The organism is Cryobacterium sp. Hh7, assembly GCF_004403155.1.
Lineage (GTDB): Bacteria > Actinomycetota > Actinomycetes > Actinomycetales > Microbacteriaceae > Cryobacterium > Cryobacterium levicorallinum.
Genome location: NZ_SOHG01000061.1, coordinates 13408 through 28777, shown reverse-complemented (window position 1 = coordinate 28777; position 15370 = coordinate 13408). Strand labels below are relative to the sequence as shown.

Genomic DNA, 15370 nt, shown 5'->3' with positions numbered 1-15370 from the left:
TAGCACCACCTTGATGTGGTATTATGGACGTTGCTGAAGGGATCCCTATGCTGTTTGAGGTTGGCGAAACTGTTGTTTATCCCCACCACGGCGCTGCGACGATCACCGAGGTGAAAACGCGCATCATCAAGGGTGAAGAGAAGCTCTACCTCAAGCTCAACGTCACGCAGGGTGATCTGACAATTGAGGTTCCCGCCGAGAACGTCGACCTGGTCGGCGTGCGCGACGTGATCGGCCAGGAGGGCCTCGACCGGGTGTTCGAAGTGCTGCGGGCACCGTTCACCGAGGAGCCCACCAACTGGTCCCGCCGGTACAAGGCCAACCTCGAGAAGCTCGCCAGCGGCGATGTCATCAAGGTGTCGGAGGTCGTGCGCGACCTGTGGCGTCGCGACCAAGACCGCGGCCTGTCCGCCGGTGAGAAGCGCATGTTGGCCAAGGCCCGGCAGATCCTGATCAGCGAGTTGGCCCTGGCCGAGAAGACCGATGAAGAGCGGGCCTCCACCGTTCTGGATGAAGTCCTCGCTTCCTGATTCTTTATTTTGCTTCGTGAGGGGCGGTGCCGCGAGGTGCCGCCTTTTGCATGTTCATCCCGCTGCATCGCCCAGATAGATACCCTCCAGATATGACTGTTCCCCTCCTGCCGCCGGCCAGCCCGCTCGGCGACCCCTCACCCGATGCGCCCACCGTTGCCGTGATCATCGTCGCTGCCGGCAGCGGAATCCGTCTGGGGCACACCGAACCTAAAGCATTCGTTTTGCTGCATATGCGCCCGCTGCTCGACCACGCCCTAGATTCCATTTTTGGAATGCGTTCGCCCGTGCAGATCATCGTCGTTGCCCCCAGCGACCGGGTAACGGATGCCCGCGCCATCGCCGCCGCTGCCGCGGCTCGTCACGAGTCGCCCGCGGCGGCCCTGACGATCGTCGTCGGCGGACGCACCCGTCAGGACTCGGTCGACCAGGGCTTCGCCGCCCTGCTGCCGAGTATTGACGTGGTGCTCGTGCACGATGCCGCGCGTGCTCTCACCCCCGCCAGCTTGTGCGACGCCGTCGTCGACGCCGTGCGTTCCACCGGGCACGGCATCATTCCGGGGCTCCCGGTCGTGGACACCATCAAACGGGTCGCCGCCTCCGGCGCCATCCTCGGCACCGTCGACCGATCCGAACTCTTGGCCGTCCAGACCCCGCAGGGATTTCCCCGTGCCATGCTCGCCGCTGCCCGCGCCTGGGCCGTGCAGAACGGCCGGTTCGAGGCGCTCACCGACGATGCAGCCCTTGTCGCCGACGCCGGTCACCCGGTCTCCGTCATTGCCGGCGACGCCCTCGCCTTCAAGATCACCACGCCGGAAGACCTCGACCGAGCTGACTTGATCCTGCACGCCGCCGCAACCCCGCCGCTGCTCCCGCTCCTCCCGCGCATCGGTACCGGCCTTGACGTGCACGCCTTCGCCGCCGACACTGAGCCTGACGACACCACCGAGCTCTGGCTGGCCGGGCTGTATTGGCCGGGGGAGCGCGGCCTCAGCGGTCACAGCGACGGCGACGTCGCCTGCCACGCTATCTGCGACGCCCTGCTCGGCGCCGCCGGTCTCGGTGACATCGGCAGCGTGTTCGGCACGACTGATCCGCGGTTCAGCGGCGCCCACGGCGACGTTTTTCTCACCGAAACGGTGCGCCTGGTCGCAGCCGCCGGCTACCAGATCGGCAACGTCTCGGTGCAGATTATCGGCAACCGCCCCAAGTTTGCGCCGCGTCGGGCAGAGGCCGAAACGCGACTCGCCGGCATCCTCGCTGCACCGATCAATATCGCAGCAACCACGACCGACGCCCTCGGATTCACCGGTCGCGGCGAGGGCGTCGCGGCGACGGCCACGGCGCTGCTCTACCCGCTCCCGCCCGCAGCACCAGAGCCGGGTCAGACCCCTGACCTAAACTGGGAGGCGTGACCATGCAACTGTACGATTCGAAGGCCCAGGCCTTGCGTGACTTTGTCCCCCTCGAACCGGGCCAGGTCGGAATGTACGTGTGTGGACCCACTGTGCAGTCCAGCCCGCACATCGGTCACCTGCGCAGCGCCCTGGTCTACGACCAGCTGCGCCGCTGGCTCAGCTACCGTGGACTGAACGTCACGTTCGTGCGCAACGTCACCGACATCGACGACAAAATTCTGATCAACGCCAAGGGCTCGAGCGAGCAATGGTGGGCGCTGGCCTACCGCTACGAGCTCGAGTTCACCGCCGGCTACCAGCGCCTCGGTATTCTTGCCCCCACCTACGAGCCGCGCGCGACGGCGAGCATCACCGAGATGCAGACCCTCATCGCCACCCTGATCGAACGCGGCAACGCCTACCCTGCCGCTGACGGTTCGGCCGACGTGTATTTCTCCAGTGCGAGCTGGGCCGCCTATGGCGCGCTCACGCACCAGTCGCCGGACAATATGGAAGCGGCAGCGGATGCTTCGCCGCGCGGCAAGCGCGACCCCCACGACTTCGCCCTGTGGAAGGCCCACAAGGAGGGCGAGCCGACCTCAGCCGCCTGGCCATCGCCGTGGGGCGTTGGTCGCCCCGGCTGGCATATCGAGTGCTCGGCTATGGCAGCCCGCTACCTCGGCGACCGGTTTGACATTCACGGCGGCGGACTCGACCTGCGGTTTCCGCACCACGAGAACGAGCTGGCCCAGTCGAACGCGGCCGGCAGCGACTTCGCGAACTACTGGGTGCACAACGGCCTGGTGAACGTGAACGGGCAGAAGATGTCCAAGTCGCTCGGCAATTCCGTGTTCGCGGCCGAACTGCTCGACCAGGCTCGCGCCATCGTCGTTCGCTATTTTCTCGGCGCGGCCCACTATCGCTCGACCATTGACTACAACGACGGGTCCCTGGCCGAGGCCGAGGCGGCCCTCGAGCGCGTCGAAAGTTTTCTCGACCGTGCAGACCGGCGCCTTGCCGGTACCCGGTTCGCCGGGAGTGGCGTCGAGGTCGTGCCCGACGAGTTCGCCGCGGCCATGGACGACGACCTTGCCGTTCCGCAGGCGCTCGGTGTGTTGCACGACACCGTGCGGGCCGGAAACGCCGCGCTGGATGCCGAAGACCTGCACGCTGCGGCATCCGCTCGCAGTGAGGTACTCGCGATGAGCGAAGTGCTGGGAATCAACCCTTTGTCGCCCGGCTGGGCCGTGGCGACGGACGAACCGGCCATGGTGGCCCTGAGTGCGTTGGTCGAGCGGCTGCTCGGCGACCGCAACCTCGCCAGGGAAAACCGCGACTACGCGGCCGCAGACCGAATCCGGGACGAACTCGTCGCCGCCGGAATTACCATCGAAGACACCCCGTCGGGTGCCCATTGGAGCTTTGACTGATGAAGAACTTAGACCGCAAATCGCGTACCGGAGCGGTGCGCAAGGGCAGCCGTGGAGCCCAAGTCGGCTCCGGCGGCCAGGGCCGTCAGGCGCTCGAGGGCAAGAAGCCCACGCCTAAGGCCGAAGACCGTCCGTACCACCCCGCGGGCAAGCGCAAGGCTGCTGCCGAGCGCTTCACCGCGGCCGGCGGCTTCAACTCCCGCCCCGCAGCGGATGCTTCCGCCAACCGCGGCGGCTCGCGTGGCGGCCCCGCTGCTCGCGGCGGTGCCCGCGGCGCATCGCAGGGCGGCCCGCAGCGCGGCACCGGCAACACCGGCGGCGGCGGCTCTTCGACCCGTCGCGCCCAGCAGATCGACGAGCACGAGATTGTCACCGGCCGTAACTCGGTGCTCGAGGCGCTGCGCGCGAAGATTCCGGCGCTGACCCTGTACATCGCGGCGCGCATCGAAATGGATGAGCGCGTAAAAGAGGTGCTGCTCATGGCGACGAGCCGCAACATCCCCATTCTCGAGGTCATGCGCCCCGAGCTTGACCGTCTCGCCGGTCGCGACGCCGTGCACCAGGGCCTCGCGCTCAAGGTTCCGGCCTACGAGTACGCGCACCCGATGGAGTTGCTCGAACTGACCATCAGCCGCGGCCACAAGCCGTTGTTCGTGGCCCTCGACGGCATCACCGACCCGCGCAACCTGGGTGCGATCATCCGTTCGACCGCTGCGTTCGGCGGCCACGGTATCATTGTTCCGCAGCGTCGCTCGGTCGGCGTCACCGCCTCAGCCTGGAAGACCAGCGCCGGCGCCGCCGCCCGAACGCCCGTCGCGATGGCGAGCAACCTGACCCAGACGCTCAAGGCCCTCAAGGCTCAGGGCGTGTTCGTGCTCGGCCTGGCCGGCGACGGCGATGTGTCGCTGCCCGACCTCGGCACCGGTTTCGCCGAGCGCCCGATCGTGATCGTCGTCGGCAGCGAGGGTAAGGGCTTGTCCCGCCTCGTCACCGAGACCTGCGACGCGATCGTGTCGATTCCGATCAGCGCCTCGACCGAGTCGCTCAATGCCGGAATCGCCGCCGGCGTCACCCTGTACGAGGTCTCCCGCCTGCGCGCCGAGATCAAGAAGGCCAAGCAGGCCGCGAAGCAGTAGTCCCTGCGCGGCGGCCCGCGCGGCCCTGCCGCCGTCTCCTTTTGCGACGGGGCCCGGGCCCGGGAACGGGGCCCATGATAGAACATGGGCCCGGTTCCGTAAGGTGGGCCCGGCCGGGCAAGCGGGGCGAGGCCGGCGTGCGCTCCGCGGCGGCCCGCGGCTCTCCTCCACAGCGGATGCCGCCATCCAGTTCCCACAAGTCCGCCAACTTTTCGACGCTCGAGACCCGTACCCGGTAAAAAGTAGCCATGCTTGACAGCCTGGATCTACCAAATGCCCGCAACGAGGGCCTCATCCTTGCCGAATCCCTGCTCGCGTCGGGACTCACCACCCATGCCGTGCGCGCACTCCTTGCGAATGGGCAGCTGGTGCGCATCCGTCGTGGAATTTACGCCCTGGGGACGGCCTGGCGCTCCGGCCACAGCGAGGACCGATATCGACTCTTCGTACGTGCCACCGTCCTCGCGGCCGAGCAGCCGCTGCTCCTCTCGCATCATTCGGCGGCGGTGCTGCATGGCCTGCCCATCATCGGCCCGTGGCCGCAGGTCGTGCACGCAATCAACAATGACACCGCTGGCGGGAGCAGTGCCCGATTCACCACGAGTCATCGCAGCGTGGTCGAGCCCGAAACAGTCACGGTGAACGGATGCGCCGCCACCAGCCTTCCCCGCACCCTCATCGACGTGGCAGCCAATTCGACTTTTCTCGTCGGCGTCACGATGATGGACCACGCCCTACGAGTGGAGCAGGAGCGCGCGGAGACGGAACGCCAGCATGGAACCCTTGGTCCCCCGGCCCTCACCAAAGACGCTCTGTATGCCGAACTCACCAGTGTGCATCCGCGGAACGGAGGCGCCCAGGCGCGCCGCGCAATTGAATTCGCGAATCCGCTCTCAGCTAACCCGGGCGAGTCCCTCAGTCGCGTTCGCATGGCCGAGTTGGGCTTCGAGATTCCCGACCTTCAGGTGCGTTTTGTGGTGAAGGGGCGCGAGTATTGGGTCGACTTCTTCTGGCGCGGTGTGCGCAAGATCGGCGAGTTCGACGGCAAAATTGAGTACACCCGGGGCGCCATTCTGGGGGACCGTCATCCCTCAGAAGTTGTCATCGTTGAAAAGGATCGCGAGAACCTGCTGCGACCTGGCGTCAGCAGCTTCGATCGGTGGGACTGGGACACGGCCTACTCGCCCCGCCTGTTTCACGAATTCCTGACCGAGCACGACGTTCCCCGAGCCTAATCAGCAAAGCGGATGCCCGCCGCCTCACGATCCGACCTTGGCGTCAGAGTGGTGTTCTGGTGCTCCAGGCCCACCTTACGGAACGGGGCCCATGATCTATCATGGGCCCCGTTTCCGGGCCCGGGCCCGGTCGAAGAAGAGGAGGGAGCTAGACCTTGAGGGTCCAGTCGTCGGCGTCATCGGGGTCGACCGTGGTATCGTCGCCGAGCTGCGTGCGGATCGGCAGCGTGATTGCGCCAGTCAGCGGGTCCATCACGGTTGCCTCGTCGCGCCGGTGCCGCAGCACATCCTGCACATACGAGGTCACGGCCTCGGCGAGCGGAATGTCCCGCGACTGGTTCTGCGCCATGTACCAGCGGTGATCGAGCAGCTGGTGGAACACCTGCGCCCGCTCGAGCTTGCCCTGCATCTCCACGGGTATCGCCCGCACCACCGGCTCGAACACGCGCACGAGCCACTCGTGCGCGACCATTTCCTCGTCGGCGGCCGGCGAACCATACGCAGCGCGGTAGGAGTCGAGGTCGTTGAGCAGCCGACGAGCCTGGTTCTCTTCGGCATCGAGGCCGGTCAGGCGCAGCAGGCGACGCTGATGGTGGCCGGCGTCGACAACCTTGGGCTGAATCCGCACGCGCGAACCGGTCCCATCGGTCTTGATCGCGAGTTCCTCGATGTCGAAGCCGAGGTTATTGAGGCGCTCGACGCGTTCGGTGATGCGCCACCGTTCGGAACTGGAGAACGACTCGGAGCCGGTGAGCTCCTTCCAAAGCAGCCGGTAGGCCGCAACGATGCCGTTGCTGACCCGGATCGGGTCGAGTTCGTCGGCGACGCGGCCGCCGGCTTCGAGGTCCATCAATTCGCCGGCAATGTTCACCCGGGCGATTTCCAAATCGTTCTCGCGCTGGCCGTTCGACAGCCCACCGGAATACAACTGTCCGGTCTCGGCGTCGACGAGATAGGCCGCGAAGGCACCGGCATCGCGCCGAAACAGGGTGTTCGAGAGGGACACGTCGCCCCAGAAGAATCCGATCATGTGCAGCCGCACCAGCAGAACGGCGAGGGCGTCGACCAGCCGGGTGGCAGTATCCGGGCGCAGCGCGTGTGAATACAGGGCGCGGTAGGGGAGTGAGAACTTGAGGTGCCGGGTGACCAGAACCGAATTCAGGGGGTCGAGGTCGGCATCCGTTCTATTGGTGATGACGGCGACCGGCTCGACACAGGGAATCTCGAGGTTGGCCAGGGTGCGCAGCATGTCGTACTCGCGCTTGGCCATCTCGCTCGTGGTCTCCTTGATGGCGACCACCCGCCCGCTCAGGTGAGCGAACCGCACCAGGTGCCGGGAAATGCCCTTGGGCAGCGAGGCGATGTTCTCGTTCGGCCAGGCGTCCAGGGGCAGATGCCACGGCAGGTCGAGCAGCGCCGGGTCGGCCGTGGCCGCGGTGATATTGAGGGAACCGCTCATAGTGTGACCCTAAGAAAAAGGCTGGAGGGAGCGAACTCCCTCCAGCCGAAAGCCAAAATACTCGAAAAGCTGACTAGTCGGTGACGGCGCCGCCGAGGCGCAGGCCGGTTTCAGCGTCGAACACGTGCAGGTGGTTCGGGGTAGCCGTGAGGTACACCGTCTCGCCGGCGTTCGGGTGCGAGCGGCCGTCGACGCGAGCGACAATGTCGGTGCGCTTGCCCTCGATCGTGGAGTGACCGTAGAGGTAGCCGTCGGCGCCGAGCTCTTCGACCAGGTCGACCTCGATCTGCAGGCCCTCGCCGGCGGTCGACGACATCTGGATGTCTTCCGGACGGATTCCCACGGTGACCTTCTTGCCGGTGGAGCTGGCCAGGGTGTCGCGCTGCACGGGAACGGTCGCGGTGCCGAACTTGATGCCGCCGTCGACGGTGTCCGCGAGGAACAGGTTCATCGCGGGGCTGCCGATGAAGCCGGCCACGAAGACGTTCTGCGGCTTCGCGTACAGGTCGCGGGGCGAACCTACCTGCTGCAGGATGCCGTCCTTGAGTACAGCAATCCGGTCGCCCATGGTGAGCGCCTCGGTCTGGTCGTGGGTCACGTAGACGGTCGTGACGCCGAGTCGGCGCTGCAACGAGGCGATCTGGGTACGCGTCTGCACGCGCAGCTTGGCGTCAAGGTTGGAGAGCGGCTCATCCATCAGGAACACCTGCGGCTGACGCACGATCGCGCGACCCATAGCAACGCGCTGACGCTGACCACCGGAGAGGGCCTTCGGCTTGCGGCTGAGGTAGGGCTCCAGGTCGAGCAGCTTGGCGGCCTCGAGTACGCGGGCGGCACGTTCGTCCTTGTTGATGCCGGCGATCTTGAGCGCGAAGCCCATGTTCTCGGCGACGGTCATGTGCGGGTACAGCGCGTAGTTCTGAAAGACCATGGCGATGTCGCGGTCCTTCGGCGGAACATCCGTCACGTTGCGGTCACCGATGAGGATGTTGCCGTCGTTGACCTCTTCGAGGCCGGCGAGCATCCGCAGCGAGGTGGACTTTCCGCAGCCGGACGGGCCGACCAGAACCAGGAACTCGCCATCGGCGACCTGCAGGTCGAGCTGGTCAACAGCGGGCCTGGTGGAACCAGGGTAGAGCCGAGTTGCCTTGTCAAAGGTCACTGAAGCCATGATTATTACTCCTTCACCGGCAGGAACGTGCCGGACGATCCGTTGTGAATAGGATTTGTCTGCCGCACGCCGAAGCACACGACCTTTTTATTATTGCACGACGGATGCCCCGCTGCCGGTTTTCGCCCGCCCGCCCCGTTTGGTCGATTCCCAGTCAGGGGATCTACTATTCGAAAGGTGCGCTAACGCGCGCACTCACTCCTCGAAAGCGATCTTTATGACTATTGGCGGACCCAGCGACAGCAGTCCCTCAAAAAACCGACGCCGTGACGCGGCCCGCATCAAGGCCAAGCAGCTGCGCGTCAGCCAGAAGAAGAAGGACCGCCGCAACAAGGTCTTCCTACAGGGCGGAATCGGCATCGCGGGCATCGCCATCGTCGTGCTCGTTGCCGTCATCATCGTCAATTCCATCAAACCGGCCGGTCCCGGCCCCAGGAACATGGCGAGCGATGGCGTCCTCATCGGCGAAGGCATGATCACGGCCCTCACCCCGGCGCTGCAGCCCGACGCCGCCGCTCGGCCCTCCGAACCCGATCCCACCGGTGCCGTCGCCAACATTCGCGTCTACCTTGACTACCTCTGCCCGTTCTGTGCGGACTTCGAAGCAGCCAATACCGAGCAGATCGCCGAGTGGGTCGACTCCGGTGCCGCCACCATCGAAATTCACCCGGTGTCGATTCTCAAGAGCAAGTCCGCCGGCACCAAATACTCCCTGCGAGCCGCCAACGCTGCAGCCTGCGTCGCCAACTACTCGCCCGATGACTTCTTCGACTTCAACTCGGCGCTGTTCGTTGACCAGCCCGAGGAAAACAAGCCCGGCCGCAGCAACGATGAGCTCAAGGCCGTGGTCAAGGATTCCGGAGTACGCACCGCGCTCTCCAGCATTAACACCTGCATCGACGACGGAACCTTCGAGTCCTGGGTTCAGGCCGCCACCGACCGATCCCTCGACGGTCCGATCGCCAACTCCTCGATCAAGGCCATCACCGGCACCCCGACCGTTCTGGTCAATGGCAAGCCCTACACCGGCTCGCTCGATGACCCCAAGGAATTCGCCTCCTTCGTGCAGCAGGCCCTCGGCGAGACCTACTCGACCTCGACGCCGACCCCCACCCCGACACCCGCCGGGTAGCTATGAAGCGGATGCTGCTGCTCGCGCTGTTGCATCCGCTTCGCCTGGCCGATGGCGGCAAAGGCCCGGGAATCATTTAGGATGGTCTTTCGAGGCCCTGGTCTCATGCCGGCCTGGCGCAATTGGTAGCGCACCACTCTTGTAAAGTGGGGGTTACGGGTTCAAGTCCCGTGGCCGGCCCTCTCAACCCCTGCTCCCCACTGGGATGTAGGGGTTTTTCTGTGCCGCCAGGGTCCCACAGGGCCGCCACGTACACTGATGGCTGGGGTTTTTCGAGCGGATGCCCGCTGCAGAAACCCCGGGAGGAAACACACATGAGCCTGATCCGGCTGAACGATGTCAGCATCCGCTTTGAGAACACGCAGATTCTGCGCGAGGCGTTCTTTCGCCTCGAACCCGGCGACCGGGTCGGCTTGATCGGTAAGAACGGCTCCGGCAAGTCCACCATTCTCAAGCTGATTCTCGACCAGGTCTCGCCAGACGCCGGCGAGGTCACCCTCGAAGATGGCATTCGGGTCGGCTATTTCTCCCAGTTCTCCGAACTCAACGGTGCACAGACCATAACCGAGGTGCTCGACGAACTGTTCGTGGCCGTGAAGGCAGTTGAGGCCGAGCTCGCCGCGATTGATGCGGCGATTGCCCTCGATTCCTCGGCCAGCGCCGAACTCGACCGGCTGATCGGGCGGCAGGGTGAGCTGTTCGAGGAGATGGATCGGCTGGACGGCTGGGACTACAAGCGGCACATCGACACCGCGCTGACCACCCTCGGATTCAACGAGGCGCACCGCGTCTGCGCGATCGATGAGCTTTCCGGCGGCTGGCGTAACCGGGCTGCTCTGGCCAAGATCGTGCTGGAAGCTCCCGACGTACTGCTGCTCGACGAGCCGACCAACTACCTCGACGTGGCCGGGGTTGAGTGGCTCGAAGCCTGGTTCAAGAGCTTCAAGGGTGCTGCCATCGTCGTCTCGCACGACCGTAAGTTTCTCGACGCTGTCGTCACCCGCATCATCGAGGTCGAGAACTTTCACCTGCACGAGTACCCCGGCAACTTCGGCGAGTACATCGTGCAGAAGCAGTTTCGCCTCAAGACCCTCGAGGCACAGTTCGTGCACGAATCCGAGCTGCTCGCCTTCGAAGCCGAGGGGATTGCCGACCGTCGGGAGGCCGCCAAGGCCGAGAGTCGTCAGCTCGGCAATCAGCTGGCGCACATCAAGAAGTCGCGCACACCGCGCCCGGTCGACCAGATCATCACCGAGATCTACGGCAACCTGCACGTCAAGGACGTCCTCTGCCGGGTCGACGGCCTGGCCAAAAGCTTCGGCGACAAGGTGCTGTTCGAAAACCTCAGTTTCGAGGTGCGCCGCGGCAACCGCATTGTCGTGCTCGGCAGTAACGGCAGCGGAAAGACGACCCTGCTGCGGGTGCTCACCGGCGAGGAGAGCGCCGACCACGGTGACGTCGCCTGGGCCAGCGGCGCCGGCGTTGTATCGTACAACCAGATTCTCGCCGAACTCGACGAGAGCGACACCGTCAGTCATGCCGTCAACGCCATGCCCGGCAGCCTCGCCCTCACCGCGACCAAGAAGTCGGTCAACCGTTTTCTGACCATGTTCCAGTTCAGCGAGGCCGACCTCAAACAGAAGATCGGTGCTCTCTCGGGCGGTCAGCGCGCCCGCGTCGCCATGGCGCAATGCCTGCTCTCCGGAGCGTCGGTGCTGCTGCTCGACGAGCCGACCAACCACCTCGACATGTCGAGCACCCAGGTGATGGAACGCGCCCTCGTGCACTTTCCCGGGGCCGTCGTGGTGGTCAGCCACGATCGCTTCTTCACCGACAAGATCGCCAACCGCCGCCTGGTCTTCGGCAGCGAGGGTGCAGCCCCCGGCGAAATCGAGGTGCGCGCCGCCTGACGCGCCAAGCCTCGCCCCGCGCGCTGTTTTCAACCGGGCCCGGGCCCGGAAACTGGGCCCATGATAGATCATGGGCCCGGCGACCTAAGGTGGGCCCCGGGCGAATCGGAGCCCGACTGGGTAGCACCGGGCAGAACCCGCACGCACCCATCTCGTAGTATTGCCAAGTGACAGAGGACAGCGCACGGACCCGAACGGATGCTTCGGCCGCGCCAGCGGCATCTGCTGTGCCGATTTGGCTGGCGCTTCTGTTCTCGGTGCTGATCGGGGCCATGTATGCCGTGCAATCGCGCGTGAATGGCGAACTCGGGCATCAAATCGGCGACGGATTCACTGCCGCCGTCATCTCCTTCGGCTCCGGGCTGGTCATTCTCAGCCTTGGCCTCGTCGTGTTCCGAAGCGGGCGCCGCGGCCTGCAACTCGTCACTCGCGCGGTGCGAGCGAAAACCCTGTCCTGGTGGCACCTGTTCGGCGGCCTGGCCGGCGCGCTGTTCGTACTGTCGCAGGGCCTTGTCGCCGCGCCACTCGGCATCGCCCTGTTCACTGTCGCCGTTGTGGCCGGTCAGACCGTGAGTGGTGTACTCATGGACCGGTTTGGCATCGGTCCGGGTGGGCGCCGACCGCTGCACGCGTCCAAAATCGTTGGCGCGGTGCTCGCCCTGGTCGCCGTAGCCTGGACGGTGAGCGGCGAATTGGGCGGCAGCGACGCGCTCTGGCTGCTCGTGCTACCCCTCGTGGCGGGTATCGGCCAGGGCTGGCAGCAGGCCGTGAACGGTCAGGTGCGGGTCACCGCGCAAAGTGCGCTCACGGCAACTTTTCTGAACTTTCTCACCGGATCTGTCGCGCTCGTACTCGCGGCGCTCGTGCACGGTGTGCTGGTCGGTTTCGCCCTCGATCTGCCGGGCAACCCGTGGCTCTATACCGGCGGGCTCATCGGCTGCATCTTCATCGCCGGCGCCGCGCTCGTCGTGCGTACCACCGGAGTGCTCATGCTCGGCCTGTGCATCGTCGCCGGCCAGCTGCTCTGCGCCCTTGCGCTGGATCTGCTCGCGCCCACTCAGGGGCATCCGCTCGGCGTGACGACCGTGGCCGGAACCGCGCTCGCCCTCGTCGCCGTGGTCATCGCCGCGGTGCGCTGGCACCGGCCCGGCCACGCCCGCACCTGACCGCAGCCCTTGAACGTCCTGTCCCTTCCGCCCGGGCCCGGAAAGGGGCCCCTGATAGATCACGGGCCGGCGCTCCGAGGTGGGCCGGGGAAGAAGCGTACGGCCCCGAGCTACAGCACCCCCAAAAACTCCTCCGGATCAATCGACAGCCGCACGCACGGTTTCGACTCCTCGGGAATTCCCCCAACGTAGAGCCAGCCAAGCAGCTCTTCCCCGTCGGCAAGGCCATGCAACGCTCGCACCGGCGCTGATCGCACCAACGGCCCGGTGCGCCACATCGCCCCCCAGCCGGCGTTTTCGAGCAGCAGCGTGAGAAGGTGTGCGACGCCCGCAGCCGCGGCATCCTGTTCCCAGCCAGCCACCTTGAAGTTCACCTGCCGTGACGCGACGATCGCGATCAGCAGCGGTGCGCGCAGCGGCTTGGCGGCCAGCTTGATCGCTTCGAGCCCTTCACAAGCGGATGCTGCCACAAACGCCGCTCCGAGCCGGTCGCGGGCGTCGCCGCGCAGCTCGAGCAGCCGCCACGGACGCAACGCGCCGTGATCGGCCACCCGCGCGGCCGCCGCCACGAGCGGAAGTAACTCCGCCCGGCTGGGGGCGAGCGTCGTTACCTTGGAATAACTGCGCCGGTCAGCGACAGCTTTGAAGACCGCCGCGGTATCCGTTCTGAAACCGGTCGTGTCCCGGCCGGGAAGACCAGGATTCGCTCCGGCCGAACCTGCCACTGCCGAGCTGGCAACCGCACCCGTCATCGACACCGCGCTACTCAGCGGGCGTGAAATTGAGCGATAGCGAATTCATGCAGTACCGGTCGCCGGTCGGAGTGCCGAAACCGTCGGGAAAAACGTGGCCGAGGTGCGAGCCACAGTTCGCGCAGCGCACCTCGGTGCGCACGCTTCCCATGGAGCGGTCCTCAAGCAGTTCGACCGCTTCGGGACGAACCGACTCGTAAAAGCTCGGCCAGCCGCAGCCGGAATCGAACTTGGTGCCACTCTGAAACAGCTCGGCGTTGCAGGCGCCACAGGTGTAGAGGCCAGCCCGACCCTCGTCGAGCAGCTCGCCGGTGCCGGGGCGTTCGGTGCCGGCTTCGCGCAGCACCGCAAACTTCTCCGCGCCCAGTTCGGAGCGCCATTCGCTGTCTGACTTCTTGATTTCGTAGTCCATGTTCAGATCCCTTCGTTCCGGCGACCGGGCACTGGCCGCTTCTACTAAGCCTAAACTCGCTTGGCCCCGCGCGCATTCCACACGGCGTGTCCCACCGCGGCAGGGCGTGCCGGAGGCAACATCCAGCCGCCCGCAAATAGGATGAGCCTGACAGACAGTCAACCGGGGGAAGGATGCAGCAATGACTGAGCACGCCCCGACAACCCAGTTGAGCGAACGCGACCAGGCCGTGCTCGCCTTCGAACGGCAATGGTGGCGGCACGTCGGCGCCAAGGAGGAGGCCATCCGGGCCACCTTCAGCCTGTCGACCGCCCGGTACTATCAACTATTGAGCGCATTAGTCGACTCACCGTTGGCGTTGGCTTTTGATCCCATGCTGGTGAAACGATTGCAGCGGATGCGTTCCGTCCGATCCGAGGCACGCGCCAGTCGCTCGCTGCCCACCCGCGACTAGGCACCCACCCGCTTTTCGGCCAGCACGGAACCTTGCGCTGCAGCTCGATTCCGGCCCGGCCGGCCAACCAAGGATTCCACCACCATGGCGCAAAAATTTGCGAAAGACCGTTTCGACACCCACACGCATGCCCTCGACCGGGTGGGAGCCCATCGCGCCCCCGGCAAGAGAGGACGCGGCTGGATCGGATTCTGGTGGGCGCTGGGGGCCACCGGGCTGTTGATCGCCATCGGTGCAGTCGGCATCCTCGCAATCAACAATCGCCTCGACTTCTCCAACATTCCCGGGCTGCCCGCGAGCAGCTCAAGCGCGACGCCAACAGCGACCGCCGTCCCCACTGCCGTTGCCACCGTCGACCCGGCGCAGACCATCAACGTGCTCAACGGATCCGCGAACGACGGCGTTGCAGCATCCGTCAGTGACACGCTCACCGCTGCAGGCTGGGTGGTCAATGCCACCGGGAACGCCAGCACGAACACGGAAGCGACCACGGTGATCTACTACGCCGATGCGAGCCAGGAAGGCGCCGCCCGCGGCGTCGCTGCTTCCCTTCCGGGAGCGCAGATCGTGGTCTCCACCAATTTCGTTGATTCCGGCGCCAGTATGACCGTCGTCGTCGGCAACGACTATGTTTCACCGGTTGACTGAGCAAAACACGAAAGCCGTGGTCTTAGCGGCCACGATTTGATTCGTCAAGCCCCTAGTCTTCTGTTCCGATTTCAGTAACATGCGTTTTGGTCACACATTTTGTTCGGGCAATACCCGCCCGGATCAAGAAAGCTCGCCCAAGGAAACTTGCACCAGTAGGTAACTTGTAACAGACGTCTTGCTCTCGGGGATTTGCTGCTCGCACAGGATGAACGCAGTCTCTGCGGCACGGCCCGGAACAGCCAATGGGCGGTTGCCGTTGAAAACTGAGCAAGGAGTAACACATGGCGAACGGAACCGTAAAGTGGTTCAACGCTGAAAAGGGTTTCGGCTTCATTACTGTCGACGGGGGAGGCCAAGACGTCTTCGTCCACTACTCCGCCATCGACATGAGCGGGTACAAGGTTCTCGAAGAAGGCCAGCAGGTCGTCTTCGAGGTCGGTGCCGGAGCGAAAGGCCCGCAGGCTGAATCGGTTCGACCGGCCTAACCCGCCTCGCATTTCACACTAACGCCGCCCGCTGCAACGGGCGGCGTTAG

The 15370-nt window shown here is 65.3% G+C and carries 15 protein-coding genes and 1 tRNA gene; 12 read left to right on the top strand and 4 right to left on the bottom strand.

Features of this window, described 5'->3' with window-relative positions; all coding sequences use genetic code 11:
• The first annotated feature begins 47 nt into the window (after window positions 1-47).
• From E3T43_RS15675 to E3T43_RS15655, 5 genes are all read left to right on the top strand, one after another.
• Window positions 48-530, top strand: coding sequence for a CarD family transcriptional regulator (locus E3T43_RS15675; protein ID WP_104135553.1), 483 nt, complete (start codon window positions 48-50; stop codon window positions 528-530).
• 92 nt (window positions 531-622) lie between these two features.
• A complete protein-coding gene (gene ispD, locus E3T43_RS15670) occupies window positions 623-1945 on the top strand; it encodes a 2-C-methyl-D-erythritol 4-phosphate cytidylyltransferase (RefSeq protein ID WP_134473115.1) in 1323 nt (440 codons plus the stop codon).
• A complete protein-coding gene (gene cysS, locus E3T43_RS15665; protein WP_134473114.1) occupies window positions 1942-3357 on the top strand; it encodes a cysteine--tRNA ligase in 1416 nt (471 codons plus the stop codon). Before ispD ends, cysS begins: the two co-directional genes overlap by 4 nt.
• Window positions 3357-4493 (top strand): 23S rRNA (guanosine(2251)-2'-O)-methyltransferase RlmB, encoded by a 1137-nt coding sequence (gene rlmB, locus E3T43_RS15660; protein ID WP_092451103.1) that lies wholly within the window; start codon window positions 3357-3359, stop codon window positions 4491-4493. The genes cysS and rlmB overlap by 1 nt, the downstream gene beginning before the upstream one ends.
• Window positions 4494-4741: 248 nt before the next feature.
• Window positions 4742-5728, top strand: coding sequence for a type IV toxin-antitoxin system AbiEi family antitoxin domain-containing protein (locus E3T43_RS15655; RefSeq protein ID WP_134473113.1), 987 nt, complete (start codon window positions 4742-4744; stop codon window positions 5726-5728).
• Window positions 5729-5876: 148 nt separating this feature from the next.
• On the opposite strand, the gene E3T43_RS15650 is transcribed toward E3T43_RS15655, so the two are convergent.
• Window positions 5877-7187 (bottom strand): DUF4032 domain-containing protein, encoded by a 1311-nt coding sequence (locus E3T43_RS15650; RefSeq protein ID WP_134473112.1) that lies wholly within the window; start codon window positions 7185-7187, stop codon window positions 5877-5879.
• 73 nt (window positions 7188-7260) lie between these two features.
• Entirely contained in the window at window positions 7261-8358 is a 1098-nt protein-coding gene (locus tag E3T43_RS15645; protein WP_092451097.1) for an ABC transporter ATP-binding protein, read from the bottom strand.
• 217 nt (window positions 8359-8575) lie between these two features.
• On the opposite strand from E3T43_RS15645, the gene E3T43_RS15640 reads away from it, so the two are divergent.
• The 4 genes from E3T43_RS15640 (at window position 8576) to E3T43_RS15625 (ending at window position 12566) form a co-directional block, all read left to right on the top strand.
• A complete protein-coding gene (locus tag E3T43_RS15640) occupies window positions 8576-9490 on the top strand; it encodes a thioredoxin domain-containing protein (protein ID WP_092451095.1) in 915 nt (304 codons plus the stop codon).
• Window positions 9491-9597: 107 nt separating this feature from the next.
• A tRNA-Thr gene (locus E3T43_RS15635) sits at window positions 9598-9670 on the top strand.
• Between the two features lie 134 nt (window positions 9671-9804).
• The gene (locus E3T43_RS15630) at window positions 9805-11400 is read left to right on the top strand and encodes an ABC-F family ATP-binding cassette domain-containing protein (protein ID WP_092451093.1); all 1596 of its coding nucleotides are present in this window, start codon (window positions 9805-9807) and stop codon (window positions 11398-11400) included.
• Window positions 11401-11567: 167 nt separating this feature from the next.
• A complete protein-coding gene (locus tag E3T43_RS15625) occupies window positions 11568-12566 on the top strand; it encodes a DMT family transporter (protein WP_241979037.1) in 999 nt (332 codons plus the stop codon).
• A gap of 110 nt (window positions 12567-12676) precedes the next feature.
• On the opposite strand, the gene E3T43_RS15620 is transcribed toward E3T43_RS15625, so the two are convergent.
• Entirely contained in the window at window positions 12677-13318 is a 642-nt protein-coding gene (locus E3T43_RS15620) for a nitroreductase family protein (protein WP_134473111.1), read from the bottom strand.
• 10 nt (window positions 13319-13328) lie between these two features.
• Window positions 13329-13730, bottom strand: coding sequence for a peptide-methionine (R)-S-oxide reductase MsrB (gene msrB / locus E3T43_RS15615; protein ID WP_134443814.1), 402 nt, complete (start codon window positions 13728-13730; stop codon window positions 13329-13331).
• A 181-nt stretch (window positions 13731-13911) separates the two neighbouring features.
• On the opposite strand from msrB, the gene E3T43_RS15610 reads away from it, so the two are divergent.
• The 3 genes from E3T43_RS15610 (at window position 13912) to E3T43_RS15600 (ending at window position 15320) form a co-directional block, all read left to right on the top strand.
• Window positions 13912-14184, top strand: coding sequence for a DUF3263 domain-containing protein (locus tag E3T43_RS15610; protein WP_134443813.1), 273 nt, complete (start codon window positions 13912-13914; stop codon window positions 14182-14184).
• 84 nt (window positions 14185-14268) lie between these two features.
• The gene (locus E3T43_RS15605; RefSeq protein ID WP_134473110.1) at window positions 14269-14832 is read left to right on the top strand and encodes a LytR C-terminal domain-containing protein; all 564 of its coding nucleotides are present in this window, start codon (window positions 14269-14271) and stop codon (window positions 14830-14832) included.
• 284 nt (window positions 14833-15116) lie between these two features.
• Window positions 15117-15320: a cold-shock protein gene (locus tag E3T43_RS15600; RefSeq protein WP_035834941.1), complete on the top strand. Its 204-nt coding sequence runs from the start codon at window positions 15117-15119 to the stop codon at window positions 15318-15320.
• Window positions 15321-15370 lie beyond the last annotated feature (50 nt).